The sequence below is a fragment of the Streptomyces sp. NRRL F-6492 genome (assembly GCF_001280125.1).
GTDB lineage: Bacteria > Actinomycetota > Actinomycetes > Streptomycetales > Streptomycetaceae > Streptomyces.
In genome coordinates, this window is record NZ_LGEG01000224.1 from 13,526 (window position 1) to 31,963 (window position 18,438).

The 18,438-nt window shown below is 74.1% G+C and carries 11 protein-coding genes and 2 riboswitches; of the genes, 9 read left to right on the plus strand and 2 right to left on the minus strand.

Annotated features, from left to right (window positions below):
- Positions 1 to 49 precede the first annotated feature (49 nt).
- On the minus strand, positions 50 to 1,462 hold the full coding sequence (locus tag ADL08_RS20875; RefSeq protein WP_053645199.1) for a hypothetical protein: 1,413 nt from the start codon (positions 1,460 to 1,462) through the stop codon (positions 50 to 52).
- A gap of 137 nt (positions 1,463 to 1,599) precedes the next feature.
- A riboswitch (cobalamin riboswitch) is annotated at positions 1,600 to 1,674 on the minus strand.
- A 161-nt stretch (positions 1,675 to 1,835) separates the two neighbouring features.
- Positions 1,836 to 1,906: riboswitch (cobalamin riboswitch) on the plus strand.
- A 132-nt stretch (positions 1,907 to 2,038) separates the two neighbouring features.
- Here ADL08_RS20875 and ADL08_RS20880 point away from each other — a divergent pair.
- From ADL08_RS20880 to ADL08_RS20920, 9 genes are all read left to right on the plus strand, one after another.
- Positions 2,039 to 4,846, plus strand: coding sequence for a prenyltransferase/squalene oxidase repeat-containing protein (locus ADL08_RS20880; protein WP_053645201.1), 2,808 nt, complete (start codon positions 2,039 to 2,041; stop codon positions 4,844 to 4,846).
- Complete coding sequence (locus ADL08_RS20885; protein WP_053645203.1) at positions 4,843 to 5,796, plus strand: hypothetical protein; 954 nt, start codon at positions 4,843 to 4,845, stop codon at positions 5,794 to 5,796. The genes ADL08_RS20880 and ADL08_RS20885 overlap by 4 nt, the downstream gene beginning before the upstream one ends.
- Before the next feature lie 4 nt (positions 5,797 to 5,800).
- Positions 5,801 to 6,985, plus strand: a complete 1,185-nt coding sequence (locus tag ADL08_RS20890; RefSeq protein ID WP_053645205.1) for an energy-coupling factor transporter transmembrane component T — start codon at positions 5,801 to 5,803, stop codon at positions 6,983 to 6,985.
- Positions 6,982 to 8,637, plus strand: a complete 1,656-nt coding sequence (locus ADL08_RS20895) for an ABC transporter ATP-binding protein (RefSeq protein WP_053645207.1) — start codon at positions 6,982 to 6,984, stop codon at positions 8,635 to 8,637. Before ADL08_RS20890 ends, ADL08_RS20895 begins: the two co-directional genes overlap by 4 nt.
- On the plus strand, positions 8,634 to 9,491 hold the full coding sequence (locus tag ADL08_RS20900) for an ECF transporter S component (RefSeq protein ID WP_053645209.1): 858 nt from the start codon (positions 8,634 to 8,636) through the stop codon (positions 9,489 to 9,491). The genes ADL08_RS20895 and ADL08_RS20900 overlap by 4 nt, the downstream gene beginning before the upstream one ends.
- Before the next feature lie 298 nt (positions 9,492 to 9,789).
- The gene (locus ADL08_RS20905) at positions 9,790 to 11,388 is read left to right on the plus strand and encodes an AbfB domain-containing protein (protein WP_159043106.1); all 1,599 of its coding nucleotides are present in this window, start codon (positions 9,790 to 9,792) and stop codon (positions 11,386 to 11,388) included.
- Positions 11,385 to 12,542, plus strand: a complete 1,158-nt coding sequence (locus ADL08_RS20910; RefSeq protein WP_078968316.1) for a hypothetical protein — start codon at positions 11,385 to 11,387, stop codon at positions 12,540 to 12,542. Before ADL08_RS20905 ends, ADL08_RS20910 begins: the two co-directional genes overlap by 4 nt.
- A 245-nt stretch (positions 12,543 to 12,787) precedes the next feature.
- Positions 12,788 to 16,810 carry a hypothetical protein gene (locus tag ADL08_RS37275; protein WP_199837047.1) on the plus strand — a complete coding sequence of 1,341 codons (4,023 nt, stop codon included), beginning with the start codon at positions 12,788 to 12,790 and terminating at the stop codon, positions 16,808 to 16,810.
- A 91-nt stretch (positions 16,811 to 16,901) separates the two neighbouring features.
- Complete coding sequence (locus ADL08_RS20920) at positions 16,902 to 17,594, plus strand: hypothetical protein (RefSeq protein ID WP_053645213.1); 693 nt, start codon at positions 16,902 to 16,904, stop codon at positions 17,592 to 17,594.
- Between the two features lie 27 nt (positions 17,595 to 17,621).
- Here ADL08_RS20920 and cobF read toward each other — a convergent pair whose 3' ends face one another.
- The gene (gene cobF, locus ADL08_RS20925) at positions 17,622 to 18,422 is read right to left on the minus strand and encodes a precorrin-6A synthase (deacetylating) (protein ID WP_053645215.1); all 801 of its coding nucleotides are present in this window, start codon (positions 18,420 to 18,422) and stop codon (positions 17,622 to 17,624) included.
- Positions 18,423 to 18,438: the final 16 nt, after the last annotated feature.

Genomic DNA, 18,438 nt, shown 5'->3' on the forward strand with positions numbered 1-18,438 from the left:
GCCGGGGTCCGGCGGCGGGACGACCGCCGCCGGACCCCGGCCGCCCGGATCAGGCTCCCCAGCGCAGGGCGATGGTGTCGCCCACGTTGATCACCTTCTCGCGCAGGGCTCCGGCGAAGGAGGAGCCGTCGACGCTGACCTTCCAGGTGTTCGAACCGCTGTTGGCCTTGCCGTTGAGGGCGGTGATCGCGCCGGTGCCGGACGAGGGGGTCACGCTCGTGACGCAGCCGGCGGGGGTGGCGCCGCTCGTCGCGGCGGCCAGGACGTCACCGAGGGTCGTCGTCGTGCCCGTCGGCGTGAAGGCCACCGAGCACACCTTGAGGTTCCCGGCACCGTCGTCGACGGTCAGCGCCAGCTTGGTGGCGGTGCCCGACGTGAAGCCGGACTGGGCGACCCACTGCGTGGCCCCGGACGTGACCGGGACCGGCGGGGCGGTCGTGAAGCCGCCGCCGGCCACCGCGCGCAAGGCGTCGATCGAGGAGTAGGCGGAAGGCGTGGTGTCGGCGGGCTTGTACTTGAAACCGCCGGCCGGGTTGTACTGGTTCGCGATCAGGAAGTCGATCGGGGTCTTGCCGAGGCCGGTGAGGAAGTCCCCGGTCTGCGGGTTGATGCCGCAGGCGTTGAGGCCGGAGACCCCCCAGCCGTTGGAGCTGGTGTTCACCCCGTACAGGGAGTTGAAGGCGCCGGAGTTGTTGACCAGCTTGCCCTTGAGGAAGTTCTTCGCCTGGACGACGTCGGCGTCGGTGTTCGGGACGCCGGACACGCACAGGGCGGCCATGGCGGCGCCCGTCATGTCGACGTCGCTCGCGGTGTTGAGGGCGGTGGGGTCGCCCTCGACCTTCTGGTACGTCCAGCCGCCGTCGTTGTGCTGGTTCGCGCGGATGCGGGCGACCACCGCGTCGGTGAGCGACTGGGGGACGCGGACGGCGCCGGCCTGGGTCCTGGCGCCGCGCAGCGCGAGGGCGGCGAAGACCGTGCCGTTGAAGTTCAAGGACGGGCCGAAGTAGCCCGGCTCGGCCGTCTGCCAGTACGAGTAGACGTGCGCGATCAGGTTCCGCGAGGCCGAGACGCGGGCCGGGTCGATGCCCGCCGCGTACGCGTTGAGGGTGCCGCGCTCGTAGTCGGTGACCAGCGGGGTCGCGGACGGCCAGCCGGACGTGGAGAGCAGGTTGCGGTAGACGGTCCGGGCGTTCTTGGTGGTGTCGCCGCCCGGGGCCACGTCGACGACGGCGGTGCCGGCGGCGGCGAAGGCGCTGAACGCCCACTCGTTGGAGAGGCCGGATCCGGCGTAGGAACCGTCGGCCGCCTGGAGGGACTTGAGGTAGGCGACCCCGTTGGTCTTGGACGTGGCCATCTGCGCGGGGGTCGAGGTCGCGAAGGCGGGCAGCGTGGCGAGGGCGAGGGCGCCGAAGGCCGCGGGGACCGCGAGCGCGAGGCGGCGTGACGTGCGGGGACGGGACATGGCCTGCTCCTGGAATCGGCGGACGCCGGCCGCTCCCGCGCATGCCGGGCGTCGCCGTGCGGAAGCACGGCCGGGCATGGCCGGGGGAGCCGCCGTCCGGAACGCGTGGTACGGCTTCCTGTGGTGCGTCGCCGTATGGGCATTCGGGCTCGGAGACGGCTCCGCCGTCCCATACCGCTGCGCGTCAGCTCCGGCTTCGCACCGGATTCCCCCATATGGCAGCCCAGGACGCTACCCGAGTGATCAGGGGTCCGCCAGCCACCCGGAGGCGAGGCCGGCCGTGTGCCGTCACGAGTCCGGGGTGAGACGCACACCATCTTGACGCCCCGCTCGGATCCGTGTTGCACTCCGCCTGATAAGCACTCAGCCCCAGGGGAAGCCGGTCGAATTCCGGCGCTGACCCGCAACCGTAGGCCCGGCTCGTCCCGGGTGAGTCGGAATGCCTGGGGCCGGGATCTCAGTACGAAGGAACGCCGTCGCGGACTACGGCGTGGTCGTCGCCGCCTCCCCACGGCATCGCAACCGTGCGGGGCGCATCACCACGCACGCAGCCGCCCGGCAGAGACGAGGGCCGCGGTGGGGACCGAACAGCAGGCGAAACGGAGGGCGGGAGCGGGGCAGCGGCTGCTGTCCCTCCTGACCGCCTCCTTGGTGACGCTCGGCGCCGGAGTGGCGTTCCTCACGAATGCCGCGCCCGCCGGGGCCGACCCGATCAAGCGGTGCACCCGTACGACCGGCGCCATCGTCGCCGTCGACTTCGGCCGCTGGGGCGGCCCGGTGGCGCGCGGCTGCGACACCACGCCCACGACCGGCTACGAACTGCTGCACACGGCCGGTTTCACCACGAAGGGAACGGGCCACGACGGACCCGCCTTCATCTGCCGCATAGGCACCGGCTCCTTCAACAAGGGCAAGCAGTACCCCACCCCCGCCGAGGAGGACTGCGTCCTCACTCCGCAGGCCACCGCCTACTGGTCGTACTGGATCGCCTCGCCCGGTCAGAAGAAGTGGACCTACAGCCCGCTGGGCGCCATGTCGCGCACCCTCAAGCCGGGCGACGTGGACGCCTGGGTCTTCGGCGCCACGGACATCGGGGGCACCAAGGGCAGGCCCTCGTTCACGCCCGACGAGGTCCGCGCGGAGGGCGGTGACCCGCCGGCCCCGGGCGACCCGGCCCCGCCGAAGGTGCCGCCGGGCACGGTCGACCTGCCCGCCGCGACCCGCTGGCTCGCCGACCGGCTGACGAACGGACAGCGCGTCGTCGACGAAGGCGCCACCGAGCCCGACTACCCCGCCACCACCGAGATCGCCTACGCCCTGGCCGCCGTCGACGGCGAGAACCCCACCGTCCGGCGGATCGCCGAATTCCTCGGCAGGCCCGGACACACCGAGGCGTACGCCTACCGGGCCGGGAAGGACCAGGCCCCGGACGCCACCGCCGCGGCCCGCCTCGCGCTCGTCGCCGAGGCCGCGGGCAAGGACCCCCGTGCCTTCGGCGGTCACGACCTGCTCGGCGACCTCGTGGCGAACGTCTGCCACAGCGGTGCCGACGCGCCGCAGCCCGTCCCCGGCTGCGCGACCAAGGGCGACTTCCGGACGACCGGACAGACCGAGGGCCAGGCCCTCGCCGTCATCGCCCTGTTGGGCGGCGGAGTGACCCCGCCCGCCGACTCCGTCACCCGCCTCGCCCAACTCCAGTGCGACGACGGCGGATTCCCCAGCTTCCTGATCCTCGACGGCCAGGTGTGCGAGAGCGAGCCCAACGTCACCGCCCTCGTCGCACTCGCCCTCCAGCGGGCCGGCGGCCACCTCCCCGTGGTGACCAGGGCCCGGTCCTCGCTCAAGAAGGCCCAGTTCCGGACGGGTGCCTGGCCCGCCGCCTCCTACAGCACCCCGGGCAGCGCCTACGCCACCGGCTGGGTCGCCCAGACGCTGCGGGCCCTGGGCGACCGGGGCCACGCGGACGCGGGCCTCTCCTGGCTCTCCCGGCAGCAACTCCCCGGTGGCGGCTTCGCCTTCGAGGAGGGCACCCCGGACCCGCTGCTCTACGCCACCACCGCGGTCGTCGTCGCGGCCGCGAAGAGCGACCTGGTGACGCTGACCACCAAGGAGCCCGAGCCGCCCGCGCCCACCACCCCGCCCACGACTCCTCCCGCCACGACCCCGCCGACCGGCCCCCCGGCCGGTGAGGGACCGGACCTGAAGAAGGGCTCGGCGTACCTCGCGGGCCGACTGGTCCAGGGCCGCTACTACGAGTCCAGTCCGGGCTTCGCGGAGTACGGCCTGACCATCGACGGCGCCTACGCGCTCGCCGCCACCGGCCACGACAACACCACCCTGCGCAACGTCGTCGACTTCCTCGACAAGGGCGGCAAGGACGGCACGGGCCGCGGTGTCCACGACTGGACCAACATCGGGACGAAGCACGCGGGCGGCGGGTTCATCGGCAAGACGGCCGTGCTCGCCGAAGCCGTGGGCCGAGACCCCCGCGACTTCGGCGGGCAGGACCTGATCGCCGCGCTCACCGAGGGCATCTGCCCGGCCGCGACCCCGACGCAGCCCAGGAAGTGCGCTGCCAGGGGCAACTACTCCCACGCGAACTCCGTCTTCTCCCAGTCCCTGGGCGTCATCGCCCAGGTCCGGGCGGGCGAGACGGCCGCCGCCGCCGAGCCGATCGGCTACCTCAAGAGCCTCCAGGACCCCTCGACGGGCGCCTGGCCCAGCCTGATCGGTGAGAAGAGCGCCCTCGAGGTCGACTCCACCGCCATGGCCGCGATGGCCGTGGACCTGCTCCCCGACGCCGCCTCGCAGGCGGCCGTGGACAAGGCCCTCGCCTGGCTGGCCGCTCAGCAGCTCCCCGACGGCGGCTTCCCCGGTGCCTCCGGCAACTCCGTCAACTCCGCGGCGCTCGCGATCCAGGGGCTGTCGCTGGACGCCGCCACGTACGCGGCCCCTCTCGCGAAGGCCCGCGCGTTCCTGCTCTCGCAGCAGAACAAGGACGGCGGCTTCAACGTCGCCAGGGGCGGCCAGCCCGGGTCCGACGTGCGCGCCTCCGCCCAGGCCGTCGGCGGAGCCACCGGGATCTCCTTCGGCGTGCTGACCCGCGACCTGAGCGGCACCACGGCCCAGCCGATCCCGAGCTCCTCCGCCGAGCCGACCGGATCCCCCTCCACCCCCGTCATCATCACCACGGGCGAGGAGGCCGGCGGCTCCGCCTCCACCGGTGGCGGCGGCTCGGCCTCCGGTACCGGCGGTGGCAGTCTCGCCGCCACCGGGTCCCGGGTCACCGGCCTCGCCGCCGCGGCCCTGGCGCTCGTCCTCGGCGGCTGGGGCACGGTCCGCCTCGCCCGCCGTCACCGCGAGACGACGGGAGGCCGGGCGTGAGCGTCCGCCGATTCGCCCGCGCCCTCGGCCGCGCGGCGGCCGCGCTGGGGCTGACGGTGGCGGCCCTCGCCGCCACCGCGGCCCCGGCCGGGGCCGCGCCGCAGCCGATGGGGCAGTGCACCACCTCCTCCGGGGTGGTCCTCGCCGTGGACTTCAGCCGCTGGAGCGGACCCGTCTACCGCTCGTGCGGCACGACGCCCACCACCGGGTACGAGCTCCTCAACCAGGGCGGCTGGGCCACGACCGGCACCGGACACGACGGTCCCGCCTTCATCTGCCGCATCGGCTACAGCGGTTACCAGGGCGGCAAGCAGTACCCGACGCCCCAGCAGGACGACTGCGTCCTCACCCCGCCGGCCTCCGCGTACTGGTCGTACTGGCACGCGGACCCGGGGCAGAACACCTGGACGTACAGCCAGCTCGGCGCGATGCTCTACAAGCCGAGGCCGGGCAGCGTCGACCTGTGGACCTTCGGCGCGACGAACATCGAGGGCACCCAGGGGCGCCCCACCGTCACCCCGGACCAGCTGCGCGCCCACAACGCCCGGCCGAAGGGCGGACCCGCCCCGAAGGACACCCGGACCGCGGCGCCGCTGCCGCCGGGCACCGACACGGGCCCCGCACCCGAGAACCCGCCCGCCCCCGACCCGGCGCCGCCCACGACGAGGGCACCGGCCGTCCCCCCGGTGTCGAAGAGCCCCACCGCTTCCAAGGCCCCCTCGCCGAGCGCGTCGCCGAGTGCGTCGAAGAGCGCCTCTCCGACACCCTCGACGACGACCGGTGCTCCGGCCGCGGCCGCCTCCGGGCCCGAGGTGGTCGACGCGGTGCCCGCCGCACCGGCCGCCCACGACGCCGGCTCGTACGTGCCCGCCGTCGTCACCGGAGTCCTGGGCCTGCTGATCGGCGCCGCCGCCGTGTTCGCGGCCAAGCGCCGCCGTCGTACGGAGTAGCCGCGTGTCCCGCACCACCGCGGCGGCGGCCCGGCCGCCCGCCTCCGGCACCGCGCCGGACGCGGGCGGCCGCCGCCTGCCCCGCACCCTGCACCCCGTCGCCTGGTGGATCTGGGCGCTCGCCCTGGCCACCGCCGTCAGCCGCACCAACAACCCGCTGCTGCTCTTCCTCGTCCTCGCGGTCCTCGGCTACGTCATCACCGTGCGCCGCACCGAGGCCCCCTGGGCGCGCGGCTTCAAGTACTACCTGTACCTCGCCCTGACCGTGGTGGCGATCCGGGTCACCTTCCGGGCGGTCTTCGCCACCGGCATCACGCCCCGCGACCACTTCCTCTTCTCCCTGCCGCACATCCCCACGCCCGACTGGTACGCGGGCATCCAGATCGGCGGCCCGGTCTCGCTGGAGGCGCTGCTCTCGGCCGCCACCGACGGACTGCGCCTCGCGTGCATGCTGTGCTGCATCGGCGCCGCCAACACCCTCGCCAATCCCAAACGGGCCCTGCGCGTGCTGCCGGGCGCCCTCCACGAACTCGGTGTGGCCGTCACCGTCTCCCTGAGCGTCGCGCCCCAACTGGTGCAGAGCGTCCAGCGCGTGCACCGGGCGCGCCGGCTGCGGGCCGGACGGTCCAAGGGCCTGCGCGCCCTGCGGGGCATCATCGTCCCCGTCCTCGAAGACGCCCTGGAACGCTCCCTGCGCCTCGCGTCCGCCATGGACTCCCGCGGCTACGGGCGCGCCGGAACGGCCACCCGCCGCTCGCGCCGCGTCACCGGCGCCCTGATGCTGCTCGGCATGTGCGGCCTGTGCGCGGGGGCGTACGGGCTCCTCGACGCCACGGCCCCCGTCCTGCTCGGCTTCCCGGCGCTGGCGGCCGGCGGTCTGCTGTGCGTGGCCGGCCTCCGCCTCGGCGGGCGCCGCGTCGTCCGCACCACCTACCGGCCCGACCCCTGGCGGGCCGCCGAGTGGGCGGTCGCCGGCTGCGGAGTCCTCTCGGCCGTGCTCCTCTTCAGCAACGCGGGCTTCGACGCGGCCGAACTCAACCCCTCCATCTACCCGCTGAGCTGGCCCACCCTGCCCCCGGTGCCGGCCGCCGCGATCCTCCTGGCGGGAACCGCGGGGTTCCTGTCCCCGCCCCCGGGCCGGCCCGTCCGCCCGGCCGTCCCGGCACAGCGCACCAAGGAAACCGAGTGATCACCTTCGACCAGGTCACCGTCCGGTACGAGGACACGGACGAGCCCGTCCTGCGGGACGTGGACCTCACCGTGGAGGAGGGCGAGCTCTGCCTCGTCGTCGGCCACACCGGTGTCGGCAAGTCGACCCTCCTCGGCGCGGTCAACGGCCTCGTCCCGCACTTCACCGGCGGCACCCTCCACGGCCGGGTGACGGTCGACGGCCGGGACACCGCCGACCACCCGCCGCGCGAACTCGCCGATGTGGTCGGCGTCGTCGGGCAGGACCCCCTCGACGGCTTCGTCACCGACACCGTCGAGGAGGAACTCGCCTACACGATGGAGCAGTTGGCGGTTCCTCCGGCGACCATGCGCAAGCGGGTGGAGGAGACCCTCGACCTGCTCGGCCTGGCCGATCTGCGCCACCGCGCCCTGCACGAGCTCTCCGGCGGACAGCAGCAGCGCGTCGCCATCGGCTCCGTCCTCACCGCCCACCCCCGCGTCCTCGTCCTCGACGAGCCCACCTCCGCGCTCGACCCGACCGCCGCCGAGGAGGTGCTCGCCGCCGTCACCCGGCTCGTCCACGACCTCGGCGTCACCGTGCTGCTCGCCGAACACCGCCTGGAGCGGGTGGTGCAGTACGCCGACCGGGTCCTCCACCTGCCCGGCGACGGACGGGTGGTCTCCGGGTCGCCCGCCGAGGTCTTCCGCACCACGTCCGTCGCCCCGCCCGTCGTCGAGCTCGGCCGCGCCGCCGGCTGGTCCCCGCTGCCCCTCTCCGTCCGCGACGCCCGCCGGGCGGCGGCTCCCCTCCGCACCCGGCTGAGCGGCGCCACCCCTCCGCCGGTGAGGCCCGCCCCCGGCGCCGACCGCGCCACCCTCCTCGCCGCTCGCGGCATCACCGTGACGTACCAGGGCGTCCCGGCCGTCCGCGAGGTCGACCTCGACCTGCGCGGCGGGGAGGTCACGGCGCTGATGGGCCGCAACGGCTCCGGGAAGTCCTCGCTGCTCTGGGCCCTGCAGGGCTCCGGACCCCGCAAGGCCGGCTCCGTCTCCGTCGGGGAGCCGGACGGAGACGCGAAGCGGGATCCCCGCAAGCTCCCGCCGGCCGAGGCCCGGCGGCTCGTCGGCCTGGTGCCGCAGACCCCCACGGACCTGCTCTACCTGGAAAGCGTCGAGCAGGAGCTCGACCAGGCCGACGCCGAGTCCGGGGTCGCGGCCGACGGCGTCCCGGCCCGGGCCCTCCTGGACCGGCTGGCGCCCGGCATCCCCGACACCACGCACCCCCGCGACCTGTCCGAGGGGCAGAAGCTGGCCCTCGTCCTGGCGATCCAGCTCGCCGCCGCCCCACGGGTGCTGCTGCTCGACGAGCCCACGCGCGGTCTCGACTACCGGGCCAAGGGCGAACTGGTCGACATCGTGGACGCCCTCGCGGCCGAGGGCCGCTCCGTCGTCGTCTCCACGCACGACGTGGAGTTCGTCGCCCGCGCCGCCGACCGGGTCGTCGTCATGGCCGAGGGCGACGTCGTCGCCGACGGCCCCACCACCGAGGTGATCGTGGCCTCGCCCGTCTTCGCCCCCCAGACCGCGAAGATCCTGGCCCCGCTGCCCTTCCTCACCGTGGGCCAGCTGACCGCCGTACTCGACGCCGACGGAACGGACCAGGACTCGTGAGCACGTACACCGCCGCCATCCGCATCCGCGCCCGGGCCGGAGTCGTCATCGCCATGGCGGCCCTCCTCGGCGTCGTCGCGTTCTTCTGGCCGTTCCTCGTCGCACCCGGGAAATTCGGCTCGAACTACGCGCCGCCCCTGATCTTCGGCGTGCTCCTGGTGATCGTGCTCTGCGTGGTGATCTCCGAGATCGCCGAGGGCGGCATCGACTCCAAGGCGCTGGCCATGCTGGGAGTCCTCTCCGCGGTCAACGCCGCCATCCGTCCCCTCGGCGCGGGCACGGCCGGCATCGAGACGGTGTTCTTCATCCTCGTGCTCGCGGGCCGGGTCTACGGCCCGGGCTTCGGCTTCACCCTGGGCTGCACCTCGCTCTTCGCCTCGGCCCTCATCACCGGCGGCGTCGGCCCCTGGATGCCGTACCAGATGTTCGGCTGCGCCTTCGTCGGCATGCTCGCCGGCTTCCTCCCGAAGGCCACGGGGCGCCGCGAGGTCGCTCTGCTCGCGGTGTACGGCTCGCTCTCCGGCTACCTCTTCGGCTTTCTCCTCAACCTCTCCTTCTGGCCTTTCTCGCTCGACCCGAACAGCTCCATCGCCTATCTCCCGGGGCTTCCGTTCACCGAGCAGTTCCAGCGGTACCTCGCCTTCGACCTGGCCACCTCCCTCGGCTGGGACACGGGCCGCGCCGTGACCAACTTCATCTGCGTCACCCTCGCGGGACCGGCGGTCCTCACGGTATTCCGTCGCGCCGCCCGCAAGGCCCGCTTCCACGCCCCGGTCCGTTTCTCCCCCCGGTCTCCCGGAAAGGAGGAGGAGTCCCCGAAGCCGCAGATCGGCAAGGTCCGGGACGCCCGCTAGCCGTCATCCCCCTCCGGCCACGACCGGCCAGTATTCATTGATCGTTTTGCTTCTTCTTTTGATAGGCTTCCGGCAGTCGGTCTGACCAACCGCTGTGTCGTGACGGGGCGTTGTGCTTTCTTCCGTCACGACGATGACCATTCAATGAATCTCGGGGGAATCCGGGCGACGGGACACCCATCTCTTCTCCATGCCGTCCCGTGTGTGACGGCACCCGCAATTCCCTCGTGTTCGCGCGGCCGTTCCGCAGTAACAGGCCGTTTTTCTTTTGTTTTCCCATGGGGGGATGCGCACCATCATGTACAGAGAGAATTCGTCACCCGGGACCCGCCGTGCCGTCACCCGTGCCGTGGTCGGGACCACCGCCATGGCCGCCGTCCTCGCGATGAGCGCCGAGACCACGGCGTCCGCGCTGCCGGCGCCTCCGCACCGGGCGGCGCGCGCGGTCGGCATCGGCACCACCGAGACCCAGCGCGTCGACGCGGCGGCCGTGGTGCGGCTGGACCCGACGCCGGACGTGCTGCTGCTCAGCGACTACGACTTCGTCCACGCCCTCTGGCAGCGGGCCGACGCCGCGGGGGAGAAGCTGGACGCGGTGCGCACGGCGGCCGAGAAGGCCATGGCGAGCACCCTGGAAGCCGACCAGGTCGCCTTCATCGTCACGGGCGTCCACGAGGCGCACCGGCTGGACCAGCAGCGCGAGCGGGACAAGGCGGAGCTCGAACGGGCGGCGCGGCTGGCCAGGCAGCAGACCCTGCAGGTGATCGGCATCCCGAGCACCCCGGAGCTGCTGGCGCTCAGCGACGACAACTTCATCCGGGCGGTCCTGCGGCACGAGGCGTCCGGCCCCGAGGTGCGCGCCGCCGCGACGAGGGCGCTGGTCGCGGACGAGGCGGCCCGGCGGGAGTTCATCGTCAACGGCGCGCGCGAGGCCCATGGGAAGGACGTGGCCAAGGAGCTCGAAGAACTGGAGGAGAAGAACCGCCAGGAGGCGGAGCGCCGCAGGAACCAGGCCGCGCGCAAGAACGTGGCCGCCCTGTTCCGCGTCCCGGTGGCACCGGGACTGCTCGACATGAGCGACGACAACTTCATCCGCGAGATGCTGCGCGTGGCGCCGGCGGACCTGAGGAGCTCCGAGCTGTACCTGGCCGCCCAGAAGGCGGTGCTCAGCTCCAAGGCGTCGGACTGGCTCGACTTCCTGTACACCGGCGCGGACGCGGCCTACAAGCGCGACGACGCGGCCCGGCGCGAGAAGCTCGCACAGGCCAACCGGATGCTGGCCCGGGAGATCCTCGACGCGGCCAGGAAGAGCCCGTTCACCCCCCACCTGGTGACGTCGGCGGAGAAGGCGCTGGCCGCCGGCGACCTGCAGATCGCGGAGTTCCTCTCGGAGGACGGTCAGCGACGGGCCCGGCGCCAGTCGCTGCAGATGAGGGTGCAGAACAGCCCGGAGAAGTGGCTGGTGGTGAGCCACTCGGGGGTGGCGGGCGGAGCCGTCACCGTCGGTCCGGCGCCCTCGCCCCAGAACGTTCCGCTGCGGCACAGCTCCACCTGGCTCGTGGTGCCGTCCCTGTCGGGACAGGCCGGCTGCTACTCGTTCGAGGCGGCCGCCAAACCCGGCCACTACCTCAAGGCCACCACGAGCCAGGGCCTGATCGTCCTGGGGGCGAACAACAACACCAAGGCCTTCAAGGACACCACCTCCTGGTGCCCCGACCTGATGGGCTACGTGCCGGGCAAGCCGGCGGCCGCCTGGTTCTCCTGGTTCGGCGCCGACCGCTACCAGGTGAAGGTGAACGCGCGGAACGAGCTGTTCACCGGCGGCCGGTACACCGAGTGGCGCGACCTGCTCCAGGGCTACCCGGCGTGGGAGGTCATTCCTCCCTACGCGTCGTGACGGGCGCCCGGCCCCGCCCGACGGGCGGGGCGGCCCGCACCGGAGCGGTCGCCTGCGCGATCGTCGCGGTGCTGGCACTGGAGGCCCTCACGGCAGGCACGGCCCACGGCCGGGGCTCCTCACCCGCGTGGACGGCTTCGGCGCCGGGGAGCGACCCGGCCCCGTCGGCACTCGTCGCGGCGGACGGACCGCAGGAGGCCCTGGCCGCGGCGGCGGCCGGTGCGCGCGAGCAGGTGCGGCGGATCGCCCTGTCGGGACTCCCTGCGGAGCTGCGGACCTCGGCGTGGAACGCGCTGCGCAGCACCGGGGGCGACGCGGCGATCGCCGCCTGGCTGGCGCCGGGCGGAGGTTACGACGCGGCCAGACAGCGCCTGCGGGACACCCGTACCCGCAACAGGCTGTTCTGCGAACGGGTCGTACGCACCCACCCGGCCGACTTCGCGCCGGGGACGCGCACCGCGGCGGAACGGGCCCTCAAGGGCACCGACGCCGACCGGGCCGCCTTCGTGAAGACCGGCTACGCCCAGGCGCAGCAGAGCGACCGGACCGCACGCGAGACGGTCGCCGGGGAACAGCGGGCGGTCCTGGAGCGGGACCACGCGTTCGTACGGACGCTGGCCGGGCGCGATCCGGGCGAGCAGGTCCGGGTGGCGGCGGCGTGGGCCGTGCGACCCGGCGCGACCGACGAGGACGTCCGGGAGTTCTACGGGTTCGGCTGGACGTCCGGGGCGGCCCTGGACCTGGAGGGCCACCGGCTGCGCACCGCGGAGTCCGAGGTCCTGCGCCACCGGACGCTGACGCTGCTGCTCAAGGCCGCGACCGGGGCCGAGGAGGCCCTGCGCACGGCGTCCGACGTCGCCGCGGCCCGCGCCGAGGCGGAACGCGCCTGGCAGGCCGTGGCCGCGCACGCCCGCGACTCCGGTACGGCCTGGCGGGCGGAACGGGAGCACGCGGCGCGTCAGGCGGAGGCCTGGCGGGACATCCACGCACTGGCCCTGGGCGCGACCGAGGAGATGTGGAAGCGCATCGCCGACCCGGCGGGCGCCAACCAGCGGTCCTGGACCGAGGAGGAACAGGGCGCGGCCGAGGTCGCCGCCTCCTGGCAGGAGATCCTCCGGCGGGCCCAGGACGGCGAGACCCGCGTGAGGGGCTGACCACCCCTCGCGCGTGACGGACCCGGACCGCCGGCCACTGCGCGGACGGAGGGTTCCGCCACACCACCGGGTGCTCCGCGCTCCTCGTACGCGCGTCGAGGGCGGAGCACCCGTTTCCCTGCTCGCCGTTCAGGCGATCTCACACATTTCGGGGGACAGTCCTCATGGAAAAGATGTTCCGGCCGAGGGCCGGAAGACGGCCCGGTCGTGTCCGGGCCGTCACGGCGAGGGCGGTATCCGGGGCGTTGGCCACGGCGCTGCTCCTCGGTCTGACCGGGCACGCGTCCGCGGCGTCCGCCGCCGGAGGACCGACCGGCGCGGTCCTGGACGCCCGTGCCCTCGACCTCGTACAGCGGGGGAACGCGGCGCTGGCCGCCGTGCGCGCCACGCCGCCGGCCCGGACCGGGCTGGACCGGATCAGCGACGAACGGGACCGGCAACTCGTCGAGGACTACGCGGAGTTCGACGAGGAGGAAGAAGTCCGCGAGGCCGCGCGGAAGGCCCTGGAGAGCACCGATCCGAACGCGATCCGGGACTTCCTGGAGCGGGGCGAGGCCGAGGCCCGCCAGCGGGCCAGGGACAAGCGGAACGCGGCCGACGTCGAGAACAGACAGAAGATCGAGGCGATGCGGGGCACGGGCGGCCCGTACTTCAACGCCGAGGCCGAGCGCGTCCTGAAGGGCACCGCCCGGGACCGCGCGGACTTCCTGGCCTTCGGCGCCGAGATCGCCCGGCAGCGGGACAGGGCCACCGAGCAGAACGAGCAGCAGCGCGCGGCCGAGAACCGCAGACGCGTGGAGATGCTCGCCGCGTTCGGCGGGCCCGAGGTCAAGCGGGCCGCACAGGTGGCGCTGGCCACCGGCGACGCCAAGACGATCGCCGACTTCCTGGAGAAGGGCTACCTGGTCGCGGCCCAGAAGGACGCCGACGACCGGGCCGCGCACGAGAAGGCGCAGAAGGAGGCTCTGGAAGCGGCGGAGCGGCTGCGCGAGCTGGCCGAGAACACCGCCCGTGCCGCCGGGGCCCGCACGAAGCTGATCACCGCGCACGGAGATGCGGTCCGGGCCCTCAAGAACGCCTCCAACGCCATGAGCCTGGCGGCCGCCGCCTCGCGCACCGCCGACCGGATGCTCTCGGCGGACCGGGCGGCCAGACGGACGTCGGACTACACCCAGGTGAAGGAAGACGTCGCCCGCCAGGTGGGCTTCGCCGACACCGCCGCCAAACAGGCCCAGGTCGCGGCGGGCCAGGCGAAGGTGCAGGCCGAGGTCCTGGTGGAGACCGGCCTGACGTACGGCACCCAGTGGGCCGACATCGCCGCCGGCATCCACGCGGCGTCCGACGCCGCGTCACGGGCCGCGCAGACCGCCCGGCACGCCGTCGACGCCACCGCCGCGGACTCCGCCGGCCTGAACTCCCAGAACCGGGCCGAACTGCACGAGAAGCAGGCCAAGGCATGGCGTGCCAACGCCGAACAGCACGCCAAGGCGGCCGCCGGCCTCGCGGCCTCGGCCGCCAAGCAGGCGAAGATCGCGGCGGACGCCGCGACCAGGAGCCGACAGGCCCGCGTCGACGCCGAAGCGGCCGAGAAGTCGGCCTGGACCCACGCGCAGCGCACCCGTGACGCACGGATCGAGGCGCAGCGGCAGGCGAAGGTGGCGGCCGAGCAGCGGGTGGTCGCGGAGCGGGAGCGGCAGGCGGCCGCGGCCGCCCGGGCCCGGGCGGACCAGGAACGGGACAAGGCGACCGCCGCCCGGGCGCGGGCGGAGGCCGAGCAGCGCACCGCGTCGGCCAAGCGCGCCGAGGCCACGGCCGCCGCCGCGACGGCCGCGGAGAAGCGGGCGTACGCGCAGGCCCGGGAAGGAGCGGCGGCCCAGGCGGACCGTCAGGCGCGAGGGGAGGAGACCAAGGCCCGTACCGCCCGCGACAGGGCGGCGGACGCCGAGCGGCTGCACAGGGCCGAAGAGGCCAGGGCCAAGGCCACCGAGGCGCTGGCCGCCGCCTCCGCCGGTACCGACCACGCCGAGACCGCGCGGGCGGCGGCCACCGAGGCCCGCGGCGCCGCCGACGCGGCGGGCACGGCGGCGGCGCGGGCGCGGACCGCCGCGGACGGGGCCTCGGCGGCGGCGACGCGCTCCCGTCAGGCGGCCGTCGAAGCGGACGGCGCGGCCGGCCGCGCCCGCGCGGCGGCACAGACGGCGAGCGCGCACGCCGCGCGGGCGAACGCGGCGGCCGACACCGCCGAAGCGGCCGCGCACGCGGCCGACGCGGCGGCGGACAGGGCCGGGTCGGAGGCGGCGGCCACGCACGCGGCGGCGAACCGGGCCGACGCCAAGGCGTCCGAGGCCACCGCGCAGGAAGCCCGTGCGGGCATCGCCGCACACGAGGCCTCGCGCCTCGCGGGCCTCGCGGCGATCCACGCCCATCAGGCGCTGCAGGCGGCGAACCGCACGCGCGAGGAGGCCGAGGGGGCGACCCGTGAGGCCGGCATGGCCCGGGTGCAGGCGGGCATCGCGCTCCAGGCCGCGGCCTCCGCCCGCAACACCGCCGCGGGCATCGCGGATCCGGCCGACACCGCCATCACCCTCGTCGCACCCTTCGTCGGCACCGACGTGAGCGCCGACTTCGCCGCCGAAGTGGCCAAGGCGGCCTTGCAGACGGGCCTGGAGGAAGCGGCCAAGGCCGAGGCGCGGGCCACCGAGGCCGTCAAGGCGGCCGAAGCCGCCGAGACGGCGGCCAAGAACGCCAACGCCCAGGTCGCCCCCGCCTTCAAGGCCTCCGCCGCGGCCGCGCGGTCCTCGGCCGACGCCGCTCGCTCCGCCGCCGCCGCGATCAGGTCCTCGGCGCAGGCCGCCGAGGACGGTGCCAAGGCCAGGGCCGCCGCCACCCGTGCCCACCAGGCCGACACCCAGGCCCAGGGCGACGCCGGGCTCGCCCGTCAGGCCGCCGACCAGGCCTTCGCGGACGCCGCGGCCGCCCGAACCGCCGCCACGCGGGCGGAGGCCGAGGCCCAGCGGGCGCGCAACGCCGCGACCGAGGCGGAGAACCAGGCCGTCGCGGCCGGCAACGCCGCCGCCCTGGCGGAGAAGGAGGCGGCCACCGCGCGGGCGGCGGCCGAGAAGGCGACCCGGGACGCCGCCGACGCCGCGAGACTCGCGGCGTCGGCGGAGGAGTACGCCACCTCGGCCGAAGCGGCCGCGAAAAACGCCGGCACCTACGCCAAGGAGGCCGGCGAGGCCGCCGAACGGGCCGAGGCGTACCAGCGCGAACAGGAGCGCAAGGCCCGCGAGGAGGCTGCCGGGGGCCGGACTTCGCCCCCGGTCGATGCCGACCCGGACACCATGAGGAAGGCGCTGGCCGAGGCGGGACTGAGCGAGGAGGAGTACCGGGCGGCCCTGGAGCTGTCGAAGCAGGACCTCCTCGACTACCTGATGGAGAACGGCGGCGAGCTGCTGGTCGAGATGTTCGCCGAGGACATCATGGCCTGCATCGACGATCCGGACATCCCCACCTGCCTGTGGGCGATCGTCTCCAGCCTGCCGGCCGGCAAGCTGCTCAAGCTCGGCTCGAAGGTCCCGAAGATCACCAAGGCGATCTGGGGGATCGGCGCGTTCCTCGACAAGGTCGCCGGGGCGAAGAAGAAGATCAAGAAGTTCGACAGGGCACTGGAGCGGATCGAGAAGGCCCCCAAGTGCCTGACCGACGACGGCAAGGGCGACGGCAAGGGCGACGGCAAGGGAGGCAAGACCCTCAGGAACGTCGCGGTCACCGGTGTCACGGGTGCCGGAATGCTGCGCACCGGCAGCGGCAGCTGGCTCCAGTCGGCCGCGGCGGACGACACCGACCTCGGCTGCGGCCCGTACGTGTGGGTGCCGTTCCGTCCGGGCGTCGACAAGGGGGTGCAGGGCGACATCCCGGCGGACATGGGCGAACCGTTCGGCGGGTTCCTGCGCCCCGGCGAGTACCTCTTCGTCGTCCGGCTGGACGGTTCACTGCGCGCCGTGCACGTCGACGACATGCGCGCCGAGAACCCGGACGCGGGCCACACCTCGCTGGGCGAGCGCAAGCCCGTCCTCATGGCGGGCGAGTTCGTCGTGGGCCCCGGCGGCGTGTTCACCCGGATCGAGAACTTCTCCGGTCACTACATGCCTCTGGACAGGGAGGGGTTCACCCCCCTGAAGGAGGTCACCCGCGCGGCCTTCCTGGCGCACGGCTGGGTGTTCCTCGACAAGGCCTGGGTGTACTACCCGGGACCGGGGAAGCACTGACCGTACGCGTGACCGCCGGGGACGGCCTCATGGAGGCCGTCCCCCGGCGGGACCGACCCGACCGCACACCCCTACCGAAGCCGTGGTGCCCATGGAACCCTCGACGTACCCCGAGCCCGACGTACGCCTGGCGCGTCTGGCGGACGCGGTCGGCCTCCCGCCCGTGTGGCCCCCGACCCGGGAGTTCCTCGACGGCCTCGCGGAGCGGACCGGGCTGCGCACCCCCGACCTCCTGCTCGTCGCGGACCTCCCCGTCCCCGGGGACACGTGGCTCTTCGACGAGACGGCCGGCGCCTCCAGCTCCCTGGTGGCGCGTTCCCTCGCCCTGCCCGCGTCCGCCCGGAGCCTGCTGCGCGCCCGCGCACGGTCCATGACCGCACCGGCGCACACGCTCGCCACCCGGGAACTCCGCCCGTACGAGCGGTACCCGCCGGGCTTCGGATCGCTCCTCCTCCGGATGCTCGCGCTCCGCAACCTGAACTGGTCGGGAGCGGCCAAGGCGATGTGTCTGATGTCCGGTGTGTGCAAGGCGGCCTCGACCATCGGCGCGGTGGGCCGGGGCGCCAAGCCGCTCGACGCCGAGATGCTCGACGGCTTCGCCGCCACGCTCGGCGCACCGGTCGCCGTGCTGGCCGGGCTGACCGGCGTCCGCCCGGCGGCCGAAAGCCGCGAACTCGCGCCCGAGGTGATCGACACCGCCGCACTGGTCTGGGAGGTCCGGCACGTGACCCGGGACCAGGAAGGCCGGCTCACCGAGTACGCGGAGGCGCTGGGCGAGGGATGAAACCCCCCGCGTCACACCCCCGACTCCTCACTCGCCGCCGTCGTCGCCGTCGCCGGAGTGGGGGCGCAGCAGGTAGGTGTCCATGATCCAGCCGTGGCGCTCCCTGGCCTCCGCCCGCGCGCGGCGGATCTCGTCGGCGACCTCGGACAGCAGACCCGAGATCAGGATCTCGTCCGGCGTGCCGATGTAGGCGCCCCAGTAGATCCACGTGCTGTCACCGGCGATGTGCCGGAAGGACTCGTGGGCGTCGAGCATCACGACGATGTCGCCGTCGGCGTTGCCGGCGGTCTCGGGGAGCCGTCGCCCGGGTGTGATGTGGACGGGCCGGCCGACCCGGTTCAGACCGATCCGGTGGCGTGCCGCGAGCGCGGAGACGCTGCTGATCCCCGGCACCACGTCATACGTGAACGTCACGTTCCCCCGGGCCGTGAGGTCCTCCAGGATCGCCAGAGTGCTGTCGTACAGGGAGGGGTCGCCCCACACGAGGAAGGCTCCGCGCTGCCCGGGGGCCATCTCGTCGCGGACCAGCCGCTCGCAGACGTCGGCGCGCCGCCGGCGCCAGTCGTGGACGGCGTCCCTGTACCGGACGGACTCGTCCTGCGAGCGGTCGCGCCACGGGTCCTCCGCCTCGACGACCCGGTAGGGCCCGGTGACGTGCTCGTCGAGCATGTCCCGCCGGAGCCGGACGAGGGAGGACTTCTCCCGGCCCTTGTCGAGGACGAAGAACACGTCGGTCTCGCGCATGGCCCTCACCGCCGCGAGTGTCAGCTGGCCGGGATCCCCGGATCCGATGCCGATGACCGTGAGATGCCTGGTCGTGTCGCTCAACGCCGTGATGCTCCTT